Annotated in this window: 18 protein-coding genes; all 18 read right to left on the bottom strand. The window is 51.7% G+C overall.

What is annotated here, in order from left to right; genetic code table 11:
• Positions 1-90: 90 nt before the first annotated feature.
• Positions 91-1353, bottom strand: coding sequence for a DUF4129 domain-containing protein (locus EV209_RS13290; protein ID WP_130435962.1), 1263 nt, complete (start codon positions 1351-1353; stop codon positions 91-93).
• A complete protein-coding gene (locus tag EV209_RS13295; protein ID WP_165388932.1) occupies positions 1340-2464 on the bottom strand; it encodes a DUF58 domain-containing protein in 1125 nt (374 codons plus the stop codon). Before EV209_RS13295 ends, EV209_RS13290 begins: the two co-directional genes overlap by 14 nt.
• A 1-nt stretch (position 2465) precedes the next feature.
• Complete coding sequence (locus EV209_RS13300; protein ID WP_130435964.1) at positions 2466-3419, bottom strand: AAA family ATPase; 954 nt, start codon at positions 3417-3419, stop codon at positions 2466-2468.
• Between the two features lie 203 nt (positions 3420-3622).
• Positions 3623-3799, bottom strand: a complete 177-nt coding sequence (gene rpsU, locus EV209_RS13305) for a 30S ribosomal protein S21 (protein WP_005603101.1) — start codon at positions 3797-3799, stop codon at positions 3623-3625.
• 131 nt (positions 3800-3930) lie between these two features.
• The gene (gene alaS, locus EV209_RS13310; RefSeq protein ID WP_130435965.1) at positions 3931-6570 is read right to left on the bottom strand and encodes an alanine--tRNA ligase; all 2640 of its coding nucleotides are present in this window, start codon (positions 6568-6570) and stop codon (positions 3931-3933) included.
• A gap of 29 nt (positions 6571-6599) precedes the next feature.
• A complete protein-coding gene (locus EV209_RS13315) occupies positions 6600-6749 on the bottom strand; it encodes a vanadium nitrogenase (RefSeq protein WP_130435966.1) in 150 nt (49 codons plus the stop codon).
• A gap of 11 nt (positions 6750-6760) precedes the next feature.
• On the bottom strand, positions 6761-7993 hold the full coding sequence (gene tyrS, locus EV209_RS13320) for a tyrosine--tRNA ligase (protein ID WP_130435967.1): 1233 nt from the start codon (positions 7991-7993) through the stop codon (positions 6761-6763).
• Positions 7994-8075: 82 nt separating this feature from the next.
• Complete coding sequence (rnhA, locus tag EV209_RS13325) at positions 8076-8549, bottom strand: ribonuclease HI (RefSeq protein WP_130435968.1); 474 nt, start codon at positions 8547-8549, stop codon at positions 8076-8078.
• Positions 8550-8559: 10 nt separating this feature from the next.
• Complete coding sequence (locus EV209_RS13330; protein WP_130435969.1) at positions 8560-10245, bottom strand: MutS-related protein; 1686 nt, start codon at positions 10243-10245, stop codon at positions 8560-8562.
• A gap of 14 nt (positions 10246-10259) precedes the next feature.
• Positions 10260-11543, bottom strand: coding sequence for an amidohydrolase family protein (locus EV209_RS13335; protein WP_130435970.1), 1284 nt, complete (start codon positions 11541-11543; stop codon positions 10260-10262).
• Positions 11544-11546: 3 nt separating this feature from the next.
• Positions 11547-12371, bottom strand: coding sequence for a purine-nucleoside phosphorylase (locus EV209_RS13340; RefSeq protein WP_130436055.1), 825 nt, complete (start codon positions 12369-12371; stop codon positions 11547-11549).
• 254 nt (positions 12372-12625) lie between these two features.
• Positions 12626-14101 carry a stage IV sporulation protein A gene (spoIVA, locus tag EV209_RS13345; protein ID WP_130435971.1) on the bottom strand — a complete coding sequence of 492 codons (1476 nt, stop codon included), beginning with the start codon at positions 14099-14101 and terminating at the stop codon, positions 12626-12628.
• A gap of 426 nt (positions 14102-14527) precedes the next feature.
• Positions 14528-16717: a DNA topoisomerase gene (locus EV209_RS13350; RefSeq protein WP_130435972.1), complete on the bottom strand. Its 2190-nt coding sequence runs from the start codon at positions 16715-16717 to the stop codon at positions 14528-14530.
• A complete protein-coding gene (locus EV209_RS16895) occupies positions 16710-18932 on the bottom strand; it encodes a PatB family C-S lyase (RefSeq protein ID WP_130435973.1) in 2223 nt (740 codons plus the stop codon). Before EV209_RS16895 ends, EV209_RS13350 begins: the two co-directional genes overlap by 8 nt.
• A gap of 215 nt (positions 18933-19147) precedes the next feature.
• Complete coding sequence (gene asd / locus EV209_RS13360; RefSeq protein WP_130435974.1) at positions 19148-20236, bottom strand: aspartate-semialdehyde dehydrogenase; 1089 nt, start codon at positions 20234-20236, stop codon at positions 19148-19150.
• Positions 20237-20289: 53 nt separating this feature from the next.
• Complete coding sequence (locus EV209_RS13365; RefSeq protein WP_130435975.1) at positions 20290-20769, bottom strand: zinc ribbon domain-containing protein; 480 nt, start codon at positions 20767-20769, stop codon at positions 20290-20292.
• An 81-nt stretch (positions 20770-20850) separates the two neighbouring features.
• Positions 20851-22029, bottom strand: a complete 1179-nt coding sequence (locus EV209_RS13370) for a phosphoribosylaminoimidazolecarboxamide formyltransferase (RefSeq protein WP_130435976.1) — start codon at positions 22027-22029, stop codon at positions 20851-20853.
• A complete protein-coding gene (locus EV209_RS13375) occupies positions 22026-22760 on the bottom strand; it encodes an IMP cyclohydrolase (protein ID WP_130435977.1) in 735 nt (244 codons plus the stop codon). Before EV209_RS13375 ends, EV209_RS13370 begins: the two co-directional genes overlap by 4 nt.
• Positions 22761-22972: the final 212 nt, after the last annotated feature.

Raw genomic sequence — 22972 nt, forward strand, 5'->3', positions numbered from 1 at the left:
TCATTTTTCCTGTAACAGTTTCTACAGCTCAAACCATTCCCTCCTGCAGCATCAAATACTTTTTTATTTTACTCTTCTATCAAGGTCTTGTCAACTCTGCCGGGAGTGTTTCAACGCCTTTCTCAGTTCTCTCATACGGGACAGATCCTCTTCACTGCACAGCTCTCTGCCATATCTTGCTTTTCTGTATAGTTCCACCAGTTCCCTGCGTTTTTCCTCTCCGTCAATCTCCGCCAGCCGCGACTGTTCTTCTGCCGTGCTGGTTTCCGGTATTGGTTTCTTTCCCCCTGTGCGTTCCAGAATCAGACGCTGGTAGATCCGGCGCATTTTCTGGCTGCGGTTTCCGGAAAAAAACGGCAGGCGGGCCTCCCTCTTTTTGCGCCCTTCTTTCTCTGCCTGTTCCGGTGGGCCGATAAATTCCTTCTGATCTCCATCCGTCTGCTGTTTTTCGTAAAAGGCCCGGTACAGCCTGGAGAACAGATAGAGGACAGCCGCAGCCGCCCCGATCACCAAGGCTATGGCAACGATCACACCGATGAGCTTTGACAGCGCCTCTAAAAAAGCAGAAGGGTCGGAAGGCTCCATAACAGGAGGAGAAGCCGCCTCCCCGATCATTTCCTCGGAAACTGCTTCCCCACTGCCCTCCCGGAAAATCAGTTTTACCAGAAAACGTATGGCTGACAGCAGTCCCTGCCCGATTGCAGAAAACAGCCGGTTGAAGGGTAAGAATGAAAAAATGCCCATAACCGCCAGGCCAAGAATGGTATAAATCCCCATCATCATCCGGTTGACCCGGATCATCTGCCCCGCAGGAAGGTTGGCGGTATCCCGGTTCATTTTTACAAATCTGTTGGCCTCGCACTTATTATGAAAGACCAGCATGAGAAGGATCTGAAGAAAACCGCAGACATAATTGATCTTCCAGACGGTTTCCATTTCTTTGACATAAGCGAATGCTGCAGCAGCCACTAAGAGGACCGCATAGGCCAGCATGATCCAGCTGGAATTGCTGATATCCAGTTTATAGCGCTGCCATACAGATATTCCAGCCGCCGCAGCCAGAAATACCAGCACCAGCACCGGGTATTCCCCAAGCAGCGTAGCGGCCAGAAAAAAGCTTGTTCCTGCCGCGAGAAAATGTCCTGCAAAAAACAGTATGAACTGCCGCGCATAGATCCTCAGAAGCGCAAATAACAATACCGCAGCGGCAAGCCACAATCCTCTGAAGGGCTGATTAAAATCATTTCCTTCCACACCGCAGTAAAGAAGCTGGTAAATTCCGTAAAGCATTAAAAATTGTCCGGCCGCCTCCAGGTAATGAAGCGCGCCTTCTGCCTTTTCAATTCTTTTCATTGGCGTTCACCTCCAGATAAAAACAATTTTCTGCGGGCAGAGAAATTTCTCTGGGAATTTCTTCATTTACCGGCGCGATCCAATAAAATCCTCTTGGGTTTCTGCTCAGCCTGTCCGCTTCTCTTTGAAGGTCTTTGCCCTGATTGGAAGACACCAGTACCAGGAGAGCGTCCCCGCTGTTCCCTGTTTCGGACAAAATACCCGAAAAAGCGTCTTTTTTCTGTCTCAGATCTAACCTTGCCAAAGCCCTGGCAGCGGTTTCTGCATGGGGTCCGCCCGCTCCTTTTGGCACCTCCACAGGCATGCGGGTCAGAATATCCCTTCCGTTGGAGTAAATCCCGGTTTCCACTCCTTGTTTGACAAACCATTCCAGCAGCGTATAAGCTATACGAATGCTCTCTTCCTGCAGGTCTTCGTGAACCCGTACGCCACAGTCTTCCAGGTTCAGCAGAATCCGCACCTCCTGGCTGGAAGTATCATGATGCTGGTTTACCTTCCACTCCCCCGTCTTTGCAGAAGCTTTCCAGTTAATATCCTTCATGGAATCATAGCTTTGGTAAGGCCGTATTCCTCTGAATTCAAATGGGTCCTCATAGAGGCGGCGGTCTGTCAGCACAGTGCCCATCATTTTTCTGAAAGGTATTTTCAGAGCCGCAAGAGAGGATTTTACGGGATAGACATAGAGATATGCGCCGCATTCCGGATTGCAGGCCAGACTGCCGGCAAAAAACAGGTTTGTGGAGACCAGGCTGACGCTGGTAATTTCATAATATCCTCTGCCGGTACATTGAATCTTTATATTTCTGGTAATGCGCTGGTAAGGGAGCAGAGAAAATACGTCGTGTTTATAGTAAAGATCTGACTGGGAAATATTTTCTTCTTCTAAAAAGACCAGCTTACGGTGGAGCTGGAACTTCACATGCAGCAGCGGCAGGGGAAGCCATTTCTGATTGCTCACCACTTCCTGCAGCACGCAGCTGTCCCCTTCTTTTACCGCCGTCTCCGCAAATTTGATGTTGGCGTCCAGCCCCAGATCCCAGAATTTTCTGTATAGTTTCTCCTGGAGTATGTAGAGAAGGGCGGCGCCGATGGCAGCATATAATAAAGGCACTTTATCTCCTCCACTGCTCTGTGGGAACCCATACTTGTTCCAGAATCTGCGCCATGAGCTTTTCATTTTCCGCTGTTTTTCCAAAGCCTCCGAACAGGATCAGGCGGTGCGCCAGAACCGGTACGGCCAGGGATTTCACATCTTCAGGAACCGCATAGTCTCTGCCGGAAATCATGGCATAGGACTGTACCGCCCGCAAAAGCGCCAGCGTGCCTCTGGGGCTCACGCCGAACTCTATTTCACCGCTGCTGCGGGTAGCCGCGGATATTCTCTGGATATAATCCAGAAGGGAAGGATGGACATAAACTTCTGAATAAGAACGCTGCAGCTGAAGCAGTTCCCGGCGGCTGCAGACCGGCTCCAGGGTCTCCAGGGGAGAATGATCCATAAACCGGTTCATAATAGCGATTTCCTCTTCTGCCGAAGGGTCGCCCATGGACAGCTGCATCAGGAAACGGTCCAGCTGTGCTTCGGGCAAACGGAAGGTTCCTGCTGTTTCCACCGGGTTCTGTGTAGCGATCACAAAAAAGGGCCGGGACAGCTCTCGGGTCACTCCATCCACCGTCACCTGGCATTCCTCCATGCACTCCAGCAGGCTGGACTGCGTTCTGGGCGTAGCGCGGTTAATTTCATCCGCCAGCAGTATATTACAGAAAACCGGGCCGGGATGGAACACAAACTCGCTCTCCTTCTGATTAAAATAATTCAGCCCGGTCACATCGGAAGGCAGCAGATCCGGAGTAAACTGGATTCTGCTGAACTCTGCGTCCACAGACCGGGCCAGGGATTTGGCAAGAACGGTTTTTCCTGTCCCAGGCACGTCTTCCAGCAGCACGTGGCCCCTGGCGATCAGCGCGGTGAGGATCAGGCTGATCGTCTCCTCTTTTCCCACAATCACACGGGAAATATTCTCCTGAATGCGGCCGGCCGCTTCTGTGATTTGCTCAATATTCATATTTTTTCTCCGATTTAAAGTTTGTTTTTGTGCTATATACCATATAGATTATCATAGGCAGCTGCCCGTGTCAATAAAATAACGGAGTTTCCTAAGCGCGCAGTACGCATCCCCGGAGGGTTTTGTTTCATAGGGAACGCAGTTTTTTATTAAACGAAAAAATCCCCAGCCTGCAGACTGGGGATTTCATAGCACAAAGCAAATTAGTTATACTTACGCTTTCTTGCAGCTTCAGACTTCTTCTTACGTCTTACGCTGGGCTTCTCATAGTGCTCTCTCTTGCGGATCTCCTGCTGGATACCTGCCTTTGCACAGTTTCTTTTGAATCTGCGCAATGCACTATCTAAGCTCTCGTTTTCTTTAACGATGACATTAGACATAGCTCACACCTAACCTCCCTCCAGTTGTGTATTGTGCTAATACAACTGTTTGGGTATTTTAACGCACTGATAAGATTATACCACATTTTCAGAATTCGTCAACAGATTTTTAAAACTTTTTTCATCTGAATTTAATGAATCTGTCCAGCCAGCACCTCCGGCACCTTTCCCAGCGCATCCGGCACGCCGGCAGGGTTCTTGCCGCCCGCCTGGGCCATATTCGGACGGCCTCCGCCGCCGCCCCCCACCAGGCCTGCTATTCCTTTGATCAGGTTGCCTGCGTGAGCGCCTGCTTTCATAGCTCCCTCTGTTGCGGAAGCGATCAGGTTGACCTTTCCGTCCTGGACAGAAGCGATCACCACCACGCCTTCGCCCAGCTTTTCCTTCATCTGGTCTCCCAGGTTCCTCAGTCCGTTCATATCCACATCTGACACCTGCAGGGCCAGAAGCTTCGTTCCCTTTATTTCCTGCACCTGGCTCATCACATCGCCCACAGCCTCATTGGCGAGCCTGCTCTTTAACTTCTCGTTCTCAGCATGCAGGGATTTGATCTCCTCCATCAGCGCATTGATTTTATCCTTCAGGTTTGCAGGCGTGCACTTGGCCGCTGCCGCTGCAGCATGTACTTCCTGTTCCAGGTTTTCATAGTATTTCATCAGACCGCGCCCGGTCAGGGCTTCAATTCTGCGCACGCCGGCGGCAATTCCCGCTTCGGAAACAATCTTAAAGGAAGAAATCGCGCTGGTGTTGGGCACATGGGTGCCGCCGCACAGCTCAGTTGAGAAATCCCCCATGCGGACAACCCTTACCTTTTCTCCATACTTTTCACCGAACAGCGCCATGGCGCCGGTCTTTTTGGCTTCTTCCAGGGTCATCACATCTGTCTCCACCGGGAGGGAATCTGAGATTTCTTTATTGACGATCTCTTCCACCTTCCTGATTTCCTCCGGCGTCATAGCGGAAAAATGTGTGAAGTCAAAACGCAGCCTGTCTTTTGTCACCAGGGAACCGGCCTGCTCCACATGATCCCCCAGCACCATGCGAAGAGCTTTCTGAAGCAGGTGGGTGGCGCTGTGATTTTTCGCGGTATCGCTGCGGTTTTCGCTGCATACAGAAAGCGTAACCTTCTCCCCGGCCTGCAGCATGCCGCGGGTCATGCGGCCCACATGGCCTACCTTACCGCCCAGCAAATGGATGGTATCCTCTACCAGGAATTCTCCGCTGTCTGTAAAGATCCTGCCCACATCTGCCTGCTGTCCGCCCATGGTGGCGTAAAAAGGGGTTTCCTTAACAAACACGGTTCCCGCCTGTCCGTCCGTCAGAGCTTCTACAATTTCATTCTCCGTAGTCAGCACTGTAATCTCGGAATCATGAGTCAGCCGGCCGTAACCTACAAACTCCGTGGTGACAGCCGGATCAATGGACTGATACACTGTCACATCCGCGCCCATATAATTGGTGGTCTTTCTGGCAGCCCGGGCCTTTTCCCGCTGTTCCTGCATGCACCTGTCAAAGCCCTCTTCATCCAGGGTTAAATTCTTTTCTTCCAGAATTTCCTTCGTCAGGTCGATGGGGAACCCGTAAGTATCGTACAATTTAAAGGCGTTCTCTCCGGAAAGCACAGATACGCCTGACGCCTTCATCTCTTCTTCCATCTGTCCCAGAATTTCCAGCCCCTGGTCGATGGTCCGGTTGAACTTGTCCTCTTCCTCGGACAGAACCTTGAAAATCATATTTTTCTTCTCATCCAGCTCCGGGTATCCGTCTTTGGAGAGTTCGATCACCGTATTGGACAGCCCTGCCAGGAACTTTCCCTGAATGCCCAGAATCCTGCCGTGGCGGGCGGCGCGGCGCAGAAGACGGCGCAGCACATATCCTCTGCCCTCGTTGGAAGGCATGATGCCGTCTGAAATCATGAAGGTACAGGACTTGATATGGTCCGTTACAATACGCAGGGATATATCTTTGTTATGATCCTTCTGATATTCCGTACCGGCCAGCCTGCAGACCTGATCCAGAAGAGCCTTATTGGTGTCCACAGTGAACAGGGAATCCACCTCCTGCACAATAGCAGCCAGGCGTTCCAGCCCCATGCCGGTATCGATATTCTTCTGCTTCAGCTCTGTATAATTGCCGTGGCCGTCATTTTCAAACTGGGTGAACACATTGTTCCAGATTTCCATGAAGCGGTCACACTCGCAGCCCACATGGCAGTCCGGCTTTCCGCAGCCATATTGCTCGCCCCGGTCATAGTAGATCTCGGAACAGGGGCCGCAGGGACCCGCTCCATGCTCCCAGAAATTATCTTCCTTGCCGAAACGGTAAATCCGCTCCGCCGGAATCCCGATCTCTTTATTCCAAATATCAAAGGCCTCGTCATCCTCCAGATAGACGGAAGGATACAGGCGGTCGGGATCCAGCCCCACAACCTCTGTCAGGAATTCCCAGGACCAGCGGATGGCGTCAGTCTTGAAATAATCGCCGAAGGAAAAGTTCCCCAGCATTTCAAAGAAAGTGCCGTGGCGGGCAGTTTTGCCGATATTCTCAATATCCCCGGTGCGGATACATTTCTGACAGGTGGTCACCCTCTTTCTGGGAGGGATTTCCTGTCCGGTAAAATAAGGCTTTAACGGCGCCATGCCGGAATTGATCAGCAGCAAGCTGTTATCATTATGCGGCACCAGCGAAAAACTCTTCATCGCCAGATGTCCCTTGCTCTCAAAAAATTCCAGGAACATGCGCCGCAGTTCATTAACACCATATTTTTTCATGGTAATTGTGCCTCCATTGTTCTCCTATGTCAGTCCTGCTCTTTTGCAGCCTGTATGGCAGCCTCTTTGGCTGTTTTGCGGTCCCGCAGTTTTTTACCTGCAAAAATCCCCGCTCCCGCCATAGCCGCCAGAAAGATGAATTTAACCGCCTCATTTAACACTTCACCCCAAAACTCCATTGAAAACCTCCTTATTCTGCTTTGATCTTATGGTAGCCCTTTTTCCCTTTTTTAATCAGCAAAGCGCCCTCTTCGTCCAGATCGGCAGCTGTATAAACCTTGGCAAAATCAGTTACTTTTTCTCCATTAACAGAAACCCCGCCGTCCAGGATCAGCCTTCTTCCCTCAGAACGGGTTTTACAGAATTTAGCGGCGATGAGCATGGTGATCAGATCCACGCCTTCCTCCATCTCCCTTCCGGAATAAACAGTGGTAGGAATATCGTCGCTGTTTCCAGGCCCCGCAAACATTGCACGGGCGGCTTCCAGCGCCTTCTTTGCTTCCTCTTCACCATGTACGATCTTGGTGATCTCATAAGCCAGAACCTCTTTGGCGTGGTTGATTTCTGCGCCCTGCAGCGCGCCCAGGCGCCGAACCTCTTCCATGGGCAGGAATGTGAGAAGCCCGAGGCACTCTTCCACCTTCACGTCTTCAATATTTCTCCAGTACTGGAAAAATTCATAAGGAGAGGTTTTCTCAGGATCCAGCCACAGCGCGCCCTTCATGGTTTTACCCATCTTGATGCCCTCGCTGGTGGTCAGCAGCTTGAATGTCAGTCCGTACGCCGGCTTCTGTTCCTTCCTGCGGATCAGTTCCACGCCGCCGATAATATTGGACCACTGGTCGTTGCCTCCCATTTCCAGGGTACATCCGTAGTCTTGATTCAGCTTCCAGAAGTCATAGGACTGCATCAGCATATAATTGAACTCAAAAAAGGTCAGCCCCCGCTCCATACGCTGCTTATAGCACTCGGCAGTCAGCATGCGGTTGACAGAAAAATGCACGCCGATCTCCCGCAAAAATTCCACATAATTCAGATCCAGCAGCCAGTCCGCATTGTTAGCGATCAGCGCCTTCCCGTCGGAAAAATCGATGAAACGGGACAGCTGACGGTAAAAGCAGTCCGCATTGTGCTGGATTGTCTCTCTGGTCATGATTTTGCGCATATCGCTTTTGCCGGTGGGATCGCCTACCATGGTAGTCCCGCCGCCCAGCAGCGCGATGGGCCGGTGCCCTGCCCTCTGCATGTGCATCATAGCCATAATGGTCAGAAAATGGCCTGCCGTCAGGCTGTCCGCGGTAGCGTCAAACCCGATATAAAAAGTTACAGGCTCTCCTCCCAGCAGTTCTCTCACTTCGTCCGGGTTCGTGCACTGCTCGATAAAGCCGCGCTCCGTCAGGACGTCATATACATTTGTAGACATCTCTAAAGTCCTCCTTCAGTATCCGTAACACTGATATAATATCTTAACACAAAAATTCTGAGCATTCAAGGGTTTTTCCGCCTCAGACGCCCGGATCCACAAGCAGTTTTGTCCCGTCCGCGGCAGCCGTGGCCAGCTGGTCGCACCTCTCGTTTCCAGGATGTCCCGCATGCCCTTTCACCCAATGAAAATGCACCTCATGAGGCTCCATGGCGGCCAGAAGCCTTTTCCACAGATCCACGTTCTTCACCGGTTCATTCCCGCTTCTCTTCCATCCTTTTTTCTGCCAGCCGTCGATCCAGTGCTGGGAGAAGGCATTGACCAGATACTGAGAATCGGAATACAGCTCTATCTGGCAGGGGCGGTTCAGGGCCTCCAGCCCTGCGATAGCGGCCATGAGCTCCATCCTGTTATTGGTGGTCCGCACATAACCGCAGGAGAGCTCCCTCTCGTGCAGCGTTCCGGCGCTGTCCACAAACTGCAGCACAGTCCCATATCCTCCCGGCCCGTCGGGGTTTCCTCTGGCCGAGCCGTCTGTATAGATTGTTACCAGCATATTTCCTCCCTCATTCCGCAGTCCACTTGCCTGTTTCCAGAAAACGGTTGGCAGTATCTTCTGCTTTTCGGATTACAGCCTCATCATACCCCATAATTCCCAGAAGTTTAATGGCATTTCTGGTGGTCGCTCTGCCGCTGTAAAGGACATAATTAAATTTCACATCATTATCCCTGATTTCCTCCTGAAAATGATAATTGGAGTACCTGGATTCCAGCAGATGTGTCAGTTCAATATCATGGGTCGCTGCAAAGCACATCATTCCGGAGCTGCTCATATCTTTGAGGATCTCTGTGGACGCGGCGATACGTTCTACTGTATTGGTCCCGCGCAGGACTTCATCCACAAAACACATCACCGGATAATCCCCATCCTTTGCGTCCAAAATCCTTTTCAGCGATTTGATTTCTACAATATAATAACTCTCATTTCCGGCCAGGTCGTCTCTTAACGCCATGGATGAGTAAACCCGGAACATGTTGGCGTGATAGTTATGCGCCAGTACAGTGTACACGGTCTGCGCCAGGACGGCATTGATTGCTACTGTTTTTAAAAATGTGGACTTGCCGGAGGCATTGGAGCCGGTGAGAAGCACACAGCGGTTTTCGTTGATGCTGTTGGCCACGGGGTCGGAAATCAGCGGATGGAACAGATCCTTTGTCTGAAGGAGCGTCTTTTTCCCATAAGTAAAATCCGGATGACAGTAAAAAGGCAGGGTTTCCCGATAGGAAGCCAGCGCCGCGCCCAGCTCCAGCTGGCCGATCACGTCGATCATCTGCTGAACAGATTCCATATGTCCCTGAATCTTGTTTTTCATGGAATTAAATTTGATCAGGTCGATATGAAAAAACATCCGCACATAATCCATTATGATATCTCCCAGGCTCCCCTTCATCACATTGGCAGGCCCGATATAGGCAGAATCACTGACCAGAGAATGCAGCGGCTTGGCCCCTTCCGCCAGCCGGTCGAAATAAGGCTGCAGCTCCGGGATTTTTTCTTTGCTGATCCGCTCGCTGCTTTTTACGAGACGGACAATATATGCGATACAGGTGAAATACTTTTCAATTTTTCCTTTATCCCTGTAGTAGGTTGCTACATTGAATATTGCCGAGCCCACGAGCAGAAGCACTCCCAGCACAATATTCGCAAAAAAGCCCACAATAGAGGCCACAATCAGCATGATGCAGCCATAATGAAACGCATTGTTGGAATCCGGCAGGTCGTTGAGGTTCAGCGCGTAGTCGATCAGGGACAGTTTTCTGGTTTTTCCCACATCCACAAACAGCAGCTGCATTTTCTCCCGCTCTTCTTTGTGATCCCTGAAATAATCTGCCAGCCTGCTCCGCTCTTTCAGAACCTCTTCGTCAAATACAGGCATTCTGAGGGCTTTGTAGAGATATTCTTCCCCGGCGGAGGACTGTGTGGCGTTCAGCGCCATGAACACAGAATCCATATCCAGATCATTCCAGGTAATATCATCAATGGCAAATTCTCCCTCTTTCCGGGTTTTGCGGAAGTAATGGGTCAGCTGTTCAAATTCGCTGTACTCATATTCCCGTTCCGGCAGCTTACCCCAGGAACGCCTGATCTTCCGAAGCTGCTCCACTTTCCGCTGTTTGTTGCTGTAGGACGCCTGTACCGTAATTGCCAGCACAATGCCAAACAGCAGCGCAATATAAATCCATGAATCCATCCAGTCATTCTCCTTTAAGACAGCACACGCCCTGCGCGCGCATAGATTTCTTCCGGGTCCGCGCCGATATGGTACTCCCCGTTCTCATATAACACCTTTCCGGCTACCATAGTCAGCTTCACATTTGATTTGCTGCCGCTGTACACCAGGTTTTTGTCCAGGTGATATTCCGGCTGCATATTGGGCTGGTCCAGATCAATGAGGATCAGATCGGCCTGCTGTCCCGGAGCCAATTCCAGGCAGTCTGTGAGGCCCATGGCCATCGCTCCTCCCTCGGTGGCCATCCGCAGTACCCTCCCAGCGTCCATAGCGGATGCGTCATGCCTGGACAGCTTTTGAAGGGCCGTGGCCAGAAACATCTCCCGGAACATGTCCAGGCAGTTGTTGCTGGCAGGACCATCGGTACCCAGGGCCAGGCCGATCCCCGCCCTGTCATATTCTACCAGCGGTGCGATTCCGCTGGCCAGCTTGCAGTTAGAGGCAGGATTTGTCACGATATACAGCTTTCTTTCCCGGAAAATCTCTATATCCTCTTCTGACAGATAATTACAGTGGAATCCTCCCCCGCCAAAATCAAACATTCCCAAGCTGTCCAGGTATGCAGTGGGCGTCATTCCGTAGCGCCCCACACACTCCTTCACCTCTCTTCTGGTTTCAGAATTATGGGTGTAGACAGGCGCCTTCAGTTCCTGCGCCAATTCCGCAATGGCCTTCAGATTTTCGGCGCAGGTGGTGTACTCCGCATGAAAGCCCAGGCGGAAAGAGATCAGCGGGTGATTCCCGTTAAGCCTCTCATACCAGTCTTTCAGCAGGGCAGTGATCTCTTCCGCGCTGCCATAGGGATCATTGACCCCGCCGCAGAAAACAGTCCTGAAACCGCAGTCCTCAGAAGCTTTTGCTGCGGCAGGCATTTCGTAATACATATCAAAATTTGCCGTAATTCCGCTGCTGAGATATTCCATGACAGCCAGTCTGCTGCAGTCATAGATGTTTTCAGGCGTCAGCTTTGCCTCCAGAGGGAAAACAGCCCTGGTCAGCCATTCCTGCAAAGGGAGGTCATCCGCGTAGGAGCGCAGGAAGGTCATGGCGGAATGGGTATGGGCATTTTTAAAACCTGGCAGCACCAGACAGCGGGAAGCGTTGATCTCCACATCCCACGGCCCCGCCAGTTCCGCCGCTTTCCGGTCCGCAGGCCCTGCCATCAGAATCCTGCTGTCTTCAATCCAGACTTCCCCTTCCGCCGCCTGAGATACGCCCGGCCTGGTCAGAAGCTTTCCTCCATATATTCTGGTTTTCATGGTTCACATCCTCTGAATGCAGGCTTCCACCAGCTTTTCAAATTTAGGCGCCGCCTGATCCGCCGCCTGCTGTACCTCTTCATGGGACAGGGGAGACTCTGTCAGCCCGCAGCCCGGATTGGAGATAAAAGAGATTCCGCAGATCTTCAGCCCCATGTGATTGGCGGCAACCGCTTCGCAGGCGGTGCTCATGCCTACAGCATCCCCGCCCAGCAGCCTGCACATACGGACTTCTGCCGGCGTTTCAAAATTAGGCCCTGTGAGCTGAACGTAAACACCCTGTTTCACCGGGATCTGCAGCCGGTCCGCTTCTTCCCGGAGAATTTTCTGAAGTTCCGGGTCATAGATATGGCTCATATCAGGGAAACGCGTCCCCAGCTCATTGACATTGGCTCCGATCAGCGGGCTGGGTACAAAGCAGGAAATCTGATCTGTGATTATCATAAAGTCTCCGGCCGCAAAATCAGGATTCAGTCCTCCGGCCGCGTTGGTCAGAAACAGCTTTTCTGCGCCCATCAGCTTCATCAGGCGCACAGGCATCACCACTTCATTCATATCATAGCCCTCATAGTAGTGAACCCTTCCCTGCATCATCACCACAGGCACTCCCCCGATATGGGAAAAAATGAACCTCCCCTTGTGCCCTTCCACAGTGGAAACAGGAAATCCCTCTATCTGGTGATAATCAATCACCGCTTCCTGATCAAACCGTTCTGCAAAATTCCCAAGCCCTGACCCCAGAATCAAAGCTGTCCTTGGTACAAAGGGAATCTTCTTCTGTATGCTCTGGTATGCCTTCTGCAACTTTTCATATACCGCACTGCTCAACGCAAATACCTCCATCTCATTCATTGATTACCATATCATCCTAACATTTCCGGCGTTGTCTGTCAATTCTTACCACAGTTGATTCTTTTTTCTCCTCCCAATAGACGCATCAGCAGATCTGCGGCTCTTTTTGTCCCTCCTGGGGGGCTGAAATAAATCTCATATAAAATCGCCCTTCATTCCCACTGTAATGGCAGTGTATGACAACCATTATAGAGGGAATGAAGGGCGATTTCAATAGAAGGAAACAAATTTCAGATAATGATGCAGATGACGCCGCCGTTGCTGTCATTGATAATCTTCTGCAAAGCGTCCTGAAGCTTCTGCTGGCAGGAATCTGTCATCTGATTGATCTTGGTATGAATGCCGTCGTCCACAATCTGTTCTATGGATTTGCCGAAAATATTCGTGTCCCAGATACCGTCCTGGCTCTCCTGAGCCGCGCTCTTAATATAGGAGATCAGGTCTTTCGCCTGTTCCTCGCTGCCCACGATGGGAGCGATTTCGGTTTCAATATAGGACTGGATCAGGTGGATGGACGGAGCCTGGGCTTTCATTTTCACGCCGAATTTATTGCCATGGCGGATCAGTTCCGGATCATCCAGCAAGATTTCCGAACGGTCCGGCGTCACCACGCCATATCCCTTCTGCCGCACCGCATCCAGAGCGGAACGCACCTTTTCGTATTCCTGACGCTGGCCGGCCATAGCCAGCAGCGTTTTCATCAGCTGATATTCTCCGGTGATGGAAATTCCTGTGTATTCGCTGATGATCTGATAATAATAGCTGCCCTCCACCTGCACTGAAATGGAGACTGTCCCGTCCGCCAGGTTCTTTTTCTCGATTTTCATCCGCTTCACATGCTGGCTCTCCGGATATTCCAGTTCTTCCCGCAGGTCTTTCATAGAAGCTACCTGGGACAGCATCTGCTTTGCCAGCTCAATTACATGGGATTTCAGCCAGTGGGTGGCGGGCAGGATTTCCACCCATTTGGGGATTTCAAAATCAAGCTCTGTCACCGGAAATTCTTCCAGCACCATTCCCATGATCTGAAGCAGGTCCTCGCTGCGCAGCTGCTCACAGTTGACCGGCAGCACATGGACGCCGTATTTTTCCTCCAGCTGGCCGGCCAGCTGTCTGGTCTCCGGAGAATAAGGCTTCACGCAGTTCAGCAGCAGAATAAATGGCTTTCCGATCTGTTTCAGTTCCTGAACCGTCCGTTCTTCCGCCGGCACATAGGCATCTCTGGGGATGTCGCTGATGGACCCATCTGTAGTCACTGCGATGCCGATGGTGGAATGATCTGTGATCACTTTCCTGGTGCCGATCTCCGCAGCCTGCGTGAACGGTATTTCCTGATCAGACCAGGGGGTTTTCACCATCCGTTCCTCATTGTCCTCCTCATGGCCTACCGCGCCGTCCACCATAAAGCCCACACAGTCGATCAGGCGCACATTCACCTCCACCCCATCTCCCAGAGAAAGCTTTGCAGCGTCCTTTGGAATGAATTTGGGTTCGGTGGTCATGATAGTTCTTCCGGCGGCCGACTGGGGGAGCTCATCTTTAGCCTGCTCCCTGCTATGTACATCTTCAATGCCCGGCAGCACCAGAAGATCCATGAACCGTTTGATAAAAGTGGATTTTCCGGTGCGGACCGGGCCTACCACTCCAATATAGATGTCCCCCCCGGTACGGGCTTGTATATCCTGATACACATGAAATGATTCCATAAAAAGATCCCCTTCCATTAATACTGATACAGTATATACAGGGGATCTCTGAATTATGAATCTTTTTTCTGAATCAATAAGCTTCCTTCTATAATGCCGTCCTGGAAATCCTCCTGCTCCTGCTGCGCCCGGAAGTGCCGGATGATCCCTACCAGGGCCAGCGCCTGCCCCTTGGCGGTGCGTTCATCAAAGGGCTTGCCCTCGCTGAAGATATGTCCGCAGTGGGTCAGAGAATTTTTTTCATATCCGCCGCACACAGCCAGCAGCCATTTTCCTCTCAGGCTCAGCCGAAAGCGGAAATAATAATAGTGCAGGTTCAGCACGTCAAACTCACCGGCGCATTCCAGGGCAGCAGGCTTTTTCCCGAATGTGTTTTCGCCAGAAATCCAGGCGCGCATGGCAAGAGAAGCGGCTTCCTGCTGTTTTTTATGAAAGGCTCTCGCCGCTTTTTCCGCTGCTTTTTCTTCTTTCCGGGCCGCTCTGGCGGATATCTTTTCCTGTTTTTGCTCTGACCGCACGTTTTTCTGCGCTTCTCTGGTCAGTTTTTCCAGTTCTTTGTCCTGTTTCATTGTTCTTTCTCCCATAATAGGGCGCGATTTCCTCAAATCTGGACCGGATGCCGGATACGCCTCTTATCTGCTTCACCCCATTGGTGCGCAGCGTCACAAAACGTTCCAGCTTCTGCATGTATTCTTCCGGCGTAATTGTCCCTTCCGCCACATAGGTCAGTCCTTTTTCCCAGCTGGCAGTCAGCTCAGGGTTCAGCAGCTGCCGCATGGAGGCGTCCACCACGTCGTGAATAATTTCTCCCAGCAAGGTAGGCGTCACGATCTGGGTCTTGCCGTTGAGCCCAAGATATTTAATGGTAACCAGCTTTTTCAGGATCTCCGCCCGGGTGGCGCTGGTCCCGATACCGCTTCCTTTCATCTGGGCCCGCAGATCTTCATCCTCAATAAGCTGCCCCGCATTTTCCATCGCCAGGATCAGAGAGCCGGAAGTATAGCGTTTGGGAGGGGAAGTTTCCCCTTCTTTGATCTCCAGCCTGTTAGCAGGGATCATGTCCCCCTTTTTCAGCTTCTTCAAGTTCTCCAGAAAAACCGGGTCGTTTTTGACATCCTGTTCCGCATCTTCTCCCTTATCTTCCTTTCCAGAAGATTTCATCTGTGAAACGCCTGCCACCTTCAGATATCCTTCTTCCAGCATCACGCGGAAGCTGGCAAAAAAATGTTCCCTCCGCTCTTCCTGGGTCTCTTTTCCCGGAAAATGACCGGGCATGGACAGATCCAGCTGATACTTCTGATAAATGGCCGGCGGATAAAAAATGCTTAAAAAACGCCGGGCAATGACCTCATAGACATGAAGGCCCGCCGGGGCCAGGCTGCGCAGTGCGCCGAATCCCTGCCCTGTGGGAATGATGGCATAGTGGTCCGTGATCTGTTTGTCATTGCAGTATCGGGTTTTGGCGATCTTTTTCCAGGCCTCGTCCGCCAGGATTTCCTGCGCAAATCCGGCCAGGGGCTGAAACCCCTGCAGGCCGCTGATATTTTTTCCGATTTCTTTACAGACTGCTGTGGAGAGCACTCTGGCGTCTGTTCTGGGATAAGTCACCAGCTTTTTTTCATAAAGTTCCTGAGTGATCCTCAGCGTCTCATCCGGGCTGATTTTAAAACGTCTTGAACATTCATTCTGAAGCTCCGCCAGATTAAAGAGCAGCGGCGGGTTTTTTGTCTCCCGTTTCCGCTCTATTTTTTCCACAGAAGCGGTCAGCGGAGAAACTGCTGACAGCGCCTGTATCAGCCGCTGTGCATCCTCTTTTTTCCGGAAACCGTTTTCTTTGTAGAGCAGAGGGGAGTTCTCGTAGAATGAACCGGGTACGGCCCTCCATTCCCCCTCAAAATGGTGCTCCAGCAGCTGAAAATCCCCCAGCACCCGGAAAAAAGGCGTTTTTACAAAATGCCGGATTTCCCGCTCTCTGCGTACCACCATGCCCAGCACGCAGGTCATCACACGGCCTACGGACAGCACGGTAAAACGAGTGTGCATAAAACTGGAAATAGGCGGCCCAAACTTCAGAGTCAGGATCCTGGAAAAATTGATTCCCATCAGGTAATCCTCTTTCGCCCGCAGATAGGCGGAAGCGCTGAGGTTATCATAGGCAGAGAGATCCTTTGCCTCCGCGATGCCCCGCCGGATTTCTTCCTCCGTCTGAGAATCAATCCAGACTCTTTTTCGCTGTTTTCCTGTTACTCCGGCCATCTGTTCTACCAGACGGTAGATATATTCTCCTTCCCGCCCGGAGTCGGTGCAGACATAGATCGTGTCCACGTCCGGGCGGTTCAGCAAAGCGCTGACAGTGTCAAACTGTTTTCTGACGCTGTCAATAATTTCATATTTCCACTCCTGGGGAAGAAAAGGCAGCATATCTGAATTCCACCTTTTCAGAGAAGGGTCATATCTTTCCGGATAGCTCATGGTCACCAGATGGCCCACGCACCAGGTCACCACCGAATCCTCTGACTCCAGATAGCCGTCCCTGCGGCTGCCGCTGATCTTCAGCGCTTTAGCAAATTCCTGGGCAACGCTGGGTTTTTCCGCTATATATAAGCTTTTACCCATGGATCACCTGACGCTGGTTCCAGGCGTCCAGCAGGCGGCCCAGCCCTTCTTCCAGGCATGTTCTGGGACAGGCCAGATTGATGCGTTCATAACGGCTTCCCGCCGGTCCAAAGATATAGCCTTCATCCAGATACAACTTTGCCTCTTTCTGCAGGAACTGCTCCAACTCCTCCTGGTTCAAGCCAAGGCCTGAGAAATCCGCCCACAACAGATAAGTCCCTTCCATGGGGAATACATGGATCTGGGGAAAATGAGCGGCAAACCAGCGTTTCACAAACAAATAATTCTCCCAAATATAAGGCAGCAGCTCTTCCAGCCATTCTTCCCCTTCTTCAAAAGCAGTCTGGGTGGCGGTCTGCCCGAACACATTGTTGAACATCACGCCTTCCCGCTCCATCTGACCTTCAAATTTTTCCCGCAGAGACGGGTTGGGAATCAAAATGCTGGAGCAGATCAGACCTGCCAGGGAAAAGGTTTTGCTGGCGGAAAAACCGGTGAGGATCATCTGTTCCAGTTCCGCGTCCAGAGAGGCAAAGGTGTGGTGGCGGTTTGGGCGCATGATCAGATCGGAATGGATTTCATCGGAGAAAATCACCACGCCGTGCTTCCGGCAGATCTCTCCCACCCTGCGCAGCTCTTCTTCAGACCACACCCGTCCTGTGGGGTTATGGGGGTTACAGAAAATCATCAGTTTCGCTTCCGCGCATTTCTGTTCCAAGTCATCAAAATCAATCCTGTAAACGCCTTCTTCCAGCTTCAGAGGATTCTCCACCAGTTTCCTCCCGGAATCCCGGACCGCCCCGTAAAACGGAGGGTAGGCCGGCGTCTGGATCAGCACGCCGTCTCCCGGTCCTGTCAAAGCCCGGACCGCGGTATAAAACGCCGGCACCACCCCGTATGTATTGACAATCCATTCCGGCTGTACCTGATAATGATGGCGGCGGGCCATCCATGTGCAGACGGATTCTCTAAACCGGTCCGTCACGCAGGTATAGCCCCAGATGCCGGTATCCGCCAGCGCCCGCAGTTTTTCAGAGATCTGGGGAGCGCTGGGAAATTCCATATCCGCAATAGAGAAAGGAACCACGCCTTCCAGATCCTGGCGCTCCACCGGCGACCATTTTTCCGCACCCGTTCCTTTACGGGAATGTACGGTATCAAAATCATATGTTCCTTTGGAAGAAAACCGGAATATTGTGGCGCTTTCAAAGACTTCACCAGCTTTCAGAACACAGGAAGGAAAGTTTTCGTGATGAACGCTGTCAGGATAATACTGTGTTTCAAAGCAGATTCCGCCGCGTCTGATGAGCGGCAGGCCGCCTTTGCCGTTTTCTGTCCCGTCCAGGAAATTCGCGGAATACAGCTGCATGCCCGGTCTGTCCGTATAGACCTCCATGACCCTCCGGCTCTCCGGGTCCCACAATTTTGCCGCCAGAGCCAGTTTTCCGCCTGTATTCAGCACATAGTTATGATCGTAGCCCTGGCCGTAATTCAGCGCCTCATAATCGGCGCCGATCTCCGCGCCGATCTTTTTCCAATCCCTGAAATCCATAGGCGTTTTCTCCACCGGAAGGATTTCTCCTGTTGGAATGGATTTTGCATCCGCCCGGGTATAAAAGTCCGCGTCAATCCAGGCCAGCTGTTCCAGCACAGACCCCTGGCCCGCCAGATTGAAATAGCTGTGGTTCGTCAGATTCAGCACCGTATCTGCGTCAGACTGTCCCCGGTAAATCAGTTTTAGTTCATTCTCTTCCGTGAGCACATACTGAAGAGAAATCTGAAGGTTTCCGGGAAAACCCTGATCTCCGTCAGGGCTGTACAGAGAAAAACGGACGCTCTCCCCTTCCGGACAGCAGACTTCTTCTGCCTGCCACAGCCTCCTGTGATAGCTGCCCTGTCCGCTGTGCAGGTTGTTCTCTCCGTCATTTTTCTCCAAATGAATTGTTTTCCCATTCAGAACAAAAGCCGCTCCGCCGATCCGGTTGGCGTGGCGGCCGATGGTGGCGCCGAATCCCGGATCATTGATTTCATACTGCGACAGCGTTTCGTATCCCAGAACAACGTCCGCCGCATTCCCGTCTCTGTCCGGAACCCAGAGCTGCACCAGCACGGCGCCGAAATCAGAAACCACTGCTTTCATTCCTCTATGATTGGAAAGTGTATACAGATGAGCCGTTTCCCCGGCCCTGGTAGTACCGAAAATTGTCTGTTCCATTTCTGCTCCTTTTGTATACGCAAACAGGGTGCTGTCTGATCTGCGTCTGATCTTGCCCGCGCTCACAGCAGCACCCCTGCTCATCATGTTTTTGCCGTATAAGAAACTGCGTTCCCTATACGGCAAATCCCTCCGGGGGATCACACTGCGCGCCGAGGAAATATGGCCGCTAAAGCGACCGCGCTTCGGCGCGCGAGTCCGGCGAGCCGGACTCTTTATTCTTTTGCCTGAATATATCCCTTCGCCGTCAGCAGCTCCGCCGTCAGCACCGCTCCGCCGGCCGCGCCGCGCAGCGTATTGTGGGAAAGGCCGACAAATTTGTAATCATAAACCGTATCTTCTCTGAGGCGTCCAAGGGAAACGCCCATGCCGTTTTCATAATCCCTGTCCAGACGGGCCTGAGGCCTGTTATCCTCTTCCATATAGCGGATGAACTGCTTCGGTGCGCTGGGCAGATTCAGTTCCTGGGGAACACCGCGGAAAGAATTCCATTTTTCCAGGATCTGCTCTTTCGTGGGCTTCTTTTCAAAAGAAACAAATACTGCCGCCGTATGTCCGTCGGAAACGGGAACGCGGATACACTGCGTGGTAATCACCGGGCCTTCGGCTTTTTTGATCACGCCGTCTTCGATCTTACCCCAGATGCGCAAGGGCTCCTGTTCGCTCTTCTCTTCTTCGCCGCCGATATAGGGAATGATATTATCAAGCATCTCCGGCCAGTCTTTAAATGTTTTTCCCGCGCCGGAGATCGCCTGGTAGGTAGTGGCCACCACCACCTTGGGGCCGAACTCACGCAGCGCGTGAAGGGCGGGCGTATAGCTCTGGATGGAACAGTTGGGCTTTACCGCGATAAAGCCTCTCTCAGTGCCCAGGCGTTTCTTCTGGAAAGGGATCACCTCAATATGCTCCGGATTCAGCTCCGGCACAACCATCGGAACATCAGGAGTCCAGCGGTGCGCGCTGTTGTTGGAAACCACAGGAGTCTCAGCCTTCGCATAGGCTTCTTCAATCGCCTTGATTTCCTCTTTTGTCATATCCACTGCGCTGAATACAAAATCCACCTGGGAAGCAACGTGCTCCACATCATTTACATTCAGCACAGTCATTTTCCTGACAGCTTCCGGCATGGGCGTGGTCATTTTCCAGCGGTCTCCCACTGCATCCTCATACGTCTTTCCCGCGGAACGGGGGCTCGCCGCAATCGCAGCCACTTCAAACCAGGGATGATTCTCCAACAGGGAAATAAATCTCTGGCCTACCATACCGGTACCGCCCAGGATACCAACGCGCAATTTCTTCTCCATATTTCTTCTTTCCTCCTGATGTCTCTGAATTCTGCCGTTTTGTAAGGAATTCCTTACTCGTCCATCTTCTTTCCGCACTTGCTGCAGAAAGACTGGCCGCCTTCCACTTCACTTCCGCAATCCGGGCAGACTCTCTTTTTATTTTCTTCCTGAACCTCTTCCTCAGGCTGTGCGGGCTCCACGATCTCCACCTTCGCGCCGCAGTTTCCGCAGAAGAGATTTCCTTCCTGAACCTCTGCGCCGCAATTCGGGCAGGTCCGTACGCCTTTGATCTTCTGAATTTCGGCTTTTGCAGCCTCGATCTCAGCCTTTGCCTCCACTACTTCCTGAAAGAATCCCTCATACCCCTCCGGAGCGCTCTCACAGGACGCGTAATATGCTCTGCCGATCTCTCTGAAAGCATCTTCCATCCTTCTTTCGTTATCGCTGATTCTGGAGTTCTGTTTTGCCAGTTCTGCTACGTCTTTCGCCTTGCCGGCCACAGTCTTGCCTGCGGTGCTCAGCTGTTCCCCGAGTTTGTTAAAAAAATCCATTAGAATACCTCCTTTTCTTGCTGACCATACAGAAATTTGTATTTCAGCTATTATACACCCCTGCCTGTTCTTTGTCAAACCTCAATGGTGGAACAGACGGATTCCTGTAAACGCCATCGCGATCTGATATTTATTGCAGGCTTCAATCACATTGTCGTCCCTGACGGAACCGCCGGGCTGGGCGATATAGCTCACGCCGCTTTTATGCGCTCTCTCGATATTGTCTCCGAATGGGAAGAAAGCGTCGGAACCCAGTGCCACTCCCTGCATCCGGTCCAGCCATGCGCGTTTTTCTTCCCGCGTGAATACGGGAGGCTTTACTTTGAAAGTATTTTCCCATACGCCGTCAGCCAGCACATCCATATATTCCTCGCCGATATAAACGTCTATGGCGTTATCCCTGTCCGCCCGTTTGATGTGATCCACGAACTGCAGGTTCAGCACCTGAGGAGCCTGGCGCAGGAACCAGTTGTCCGCCTTGCTGCCCGCCAGCCTGGTACAGTGCACTCTGGACTGCTGGCCCGCGCCGATTCCGATAGCCTGGCCGTCTTTCACGTAGCATACGGAGTTGGACTGGGTGTATTTCAGCGTGATCAGGGAAATCAGCAGGTCTGTTTTAGCGGAATCCGGAATATTTTTATTCTCAGTCACCACATTGGACAGCAGGTCATTGTTGATGGGCAGTTCATTTCTGCCCTGCTCAAAGGTGATGCCGAACACCTGCTTGCGCTCCAGCTGCTCCGGACAGTATTCCGGGTCGATCTGGATCACGTTATACTTTCCGTTCTTTTTGGACTTTAGAATTTCCAGCGCCTCCGGTTCATAGCCAGGGGCGATGACGCCGTCAGAAACCTCACGCTTGATGATCCTGGCCGTATCCACGTCGCACACGTCAGACAGGGCGATAAAATCACCGAAAGAAGACATTCTGTCCGCTCCTCTTGCACGGGCATAGGCGCATGCCAGCGGAGAAAGCCCGCCCATGTCGTCCACCCAGTAGATTTTAGCAAGAGTATCTGTCAGCGGCAGGCCCACAGCCGCTCCCGCGGGAGAGACATGCTTAAAGGATGCGGCAGCCGGAAGCCCGGTGGATTCTTTCAGCTCCTTCACCAGCTGCCATCCGTTAAAGGCGTCCAGGAAGTTAATGTAGCCCGGGTTGCCGGACAGTACAGTGATCGGCAGTTCTGACCCGTCCGCCATATAAATTCTGGAAGGTTTCTGATTCGGGTTGCATCCATATTTCAGCGCCAGTTCTTTCATCTGTCTGTTCCCTCCTGCATTTCATGTTTATTAATAATCCTTGTCTCGTATGCTCCGGTAGCGATATCAATATATCGTACAAACAGAGATACTTTATTTGACTCGTTCAGGCTGTTCCAGAGCATTTCTGTAAACGCCGGCATATCGTCCGGGATGCCCACCAGTTTAGGCTCCCCCTCAAAGCTTGGCAGCGGAGCCCCATCGTGCATGTAAGTATGGATAAAACGCCCTTCTCCCGGAACAGGATTTTCATAGGCGAAGGTATAACGGCTGCAGGCGTCCGGATTGCCGTTATTGCTCTTTAAAATAGACATGGCATAATTATATGCGCCGTTTGCTATGTGCATCACTCCTGAAATTCTGGGGGTAAAGTTCGGACCGTCCGGTTCAAACTCCCTGCTGCGCAGGGACTGCTCAAAAGTCAGTTGATGATCCATGCCGCTGTAAATTGTATCAGTCTGGTCCCCATTGGTAACGATAGTCTTATTTCCCAGCACCCGTACCGGAGCATAGATGATCAGGCTGGGATCCACCAGTTTAGAGGGGTCAAAGGCTTCTGTCCTGATTCCTTCTCCGTCCTTCACAAACACCCGGTTTCTGCTGTTCTCGCTTCTTCCCATGATGAAATACGCGGTCACAGCTTTTGTACCGTTTGCAGATCGTCCGATGATGATTCCTCTGCCGGGATAAGAATTGCTCTTCAATTCTTCCTGTAATGATACCATTTTCATCTTTTCTTCCTCCTATGTGTGTTTCCTGATGCCCAGGGAAGCGCAATCCGTTTCAAATTATTTTATAATATGAAATGAAAAAGAATCCCGCTCGCGGGATTCCCCGCCTGCGGCGTGTCGCTTTAGCGACGTGATTCCTCATGCCGCAGTGCGATCCCCCGGAGGGTTTTGATACATAGGAAACACAGTTTCCTATGTATCAAAAAACGCCT

The organism is Cuneatibacter caecimuris (assembly GCF_004216775.1).
GTDB classification, from domain to species: Bacteria; Bacillota; Clostridia; order Lachnospirales; family Lachnospiraceae; genus Cuneatibacter; species Cuneatibacter caecimuris.

Excerpts from the sequence above, each read along its gene's own strand:
- EV209_RS13335 (WP_130435970.1), bottom strand. The coding sequence starts at position 11,543 with ATGAAAACCAGAATATATGGAGGAAAGCTTCTGACCAGGCCGGGCGTA.
- EV209_RS13315 (WP_130435966.1), bottom strand. The coding sequence starts at position 6,749 with ATGGAGTTTTGGGGTGAAGTGTTAAATGAGGCGGTTAAATTCATCTTT.
- EV209_RS13365 (WP_130435975.1), bottom strand. The coding sequence starts at position 20,769 with ATGGATTTTTTTAACAAACTCGGGGAACAGCTGAGCACCGCAGGCAAG.
- EV209_RS13375 (WP_130435977.1), bottom strand. The coding sequence starts at position 22,760 with ATGAAAATGGTATCATTACAGGAAGAATTGAAGAGCAATTCTTATCCC.
- EV209_RS13300 (WP_130435964.1), bottom strand. The coding sequence starts at position 3,419 with ATGAATATTGAGCAAATCACAGAAGCGGCCGGCCGCATTCAGGAGAAT.
- rnhA (WP_130435968.1), bottom strand. The coding sequence starts at position 8,549 with ATGCTGGTAACAATCTATACAGACGGCTCGGCCAGAGGAAACCCCGAC.
- rpsU (WP_005603101.1), bottom strand. The coding sequence starts at position 3,799 with ATGTCTAATGTCATCGTTAAAGAAAACGAGAGCTTAGATAGTGCATTG.
- EV209_RS13330 (WP_130435969.1), bottom strand. The coding sequence starts at position 10,245 with ATGGATTCATGGATTTATATTGCGCTGCTGTTTGGCATTGTGCTGGCA.
- tyrS (WP_130435967.1), bottom strand. The coding sequence starts at position 7,993 with ATGTCTACAAATGTATATGACGTCCTGACGGAGCGCGGCTTTATCGAG.
- EV209_RS13370 (WP_130435976.1), bottom strand. The coding sequence starts at position 22,029 with ATGAAAGAACTGGCGCTGAAATATGGATGCAACCCGAATCAGAAACCT.
- EV209_RS13350 (WP_130435972.1), bottom strand. The coding sequence starts at position 16,717 with ATGGGTAAAAGCTTATATATAGCGGAAAAACCCAGCGTTGCCCAGGAA.
- alaS (WP_130435965.1), bottom strand. The coding sequence starts at position 6,570 with ATGAAAAAATATGGTGTTAATGAACTGCGGCGCATGTTCCTGGAATTT.
- EV209_RS16895 (WP_130435973.1), bottom strand. The coding sequence starts at position 18,932 with ATGGAACAGACAATTTTCGGTACTACCAGGGCCGGGGAAACGGCTCAT.
- EV209_RS13290 (WP_130435962.1), bottom strand. The coding sequence starts at position 1,353 with ATGAAAAGAATTGAAAAGGCAGAAGGCGCGCTTCATTACCTGGAGGCG.
- spoIVA (WP_130435971.1), bottom strand. The coding sequence starts at position 14,101 with ATGGAATCATTTCATGTGTATCAGGATATACAAGCCCGTACCGGGGGG.
- asd (WP_130435974.1), bottom strand. The coding sequence starts at position 20,236 with ATGGAGAAGAAATTGCGCGTTGGTATCCTGGGCGGTACCGGTATGGTA.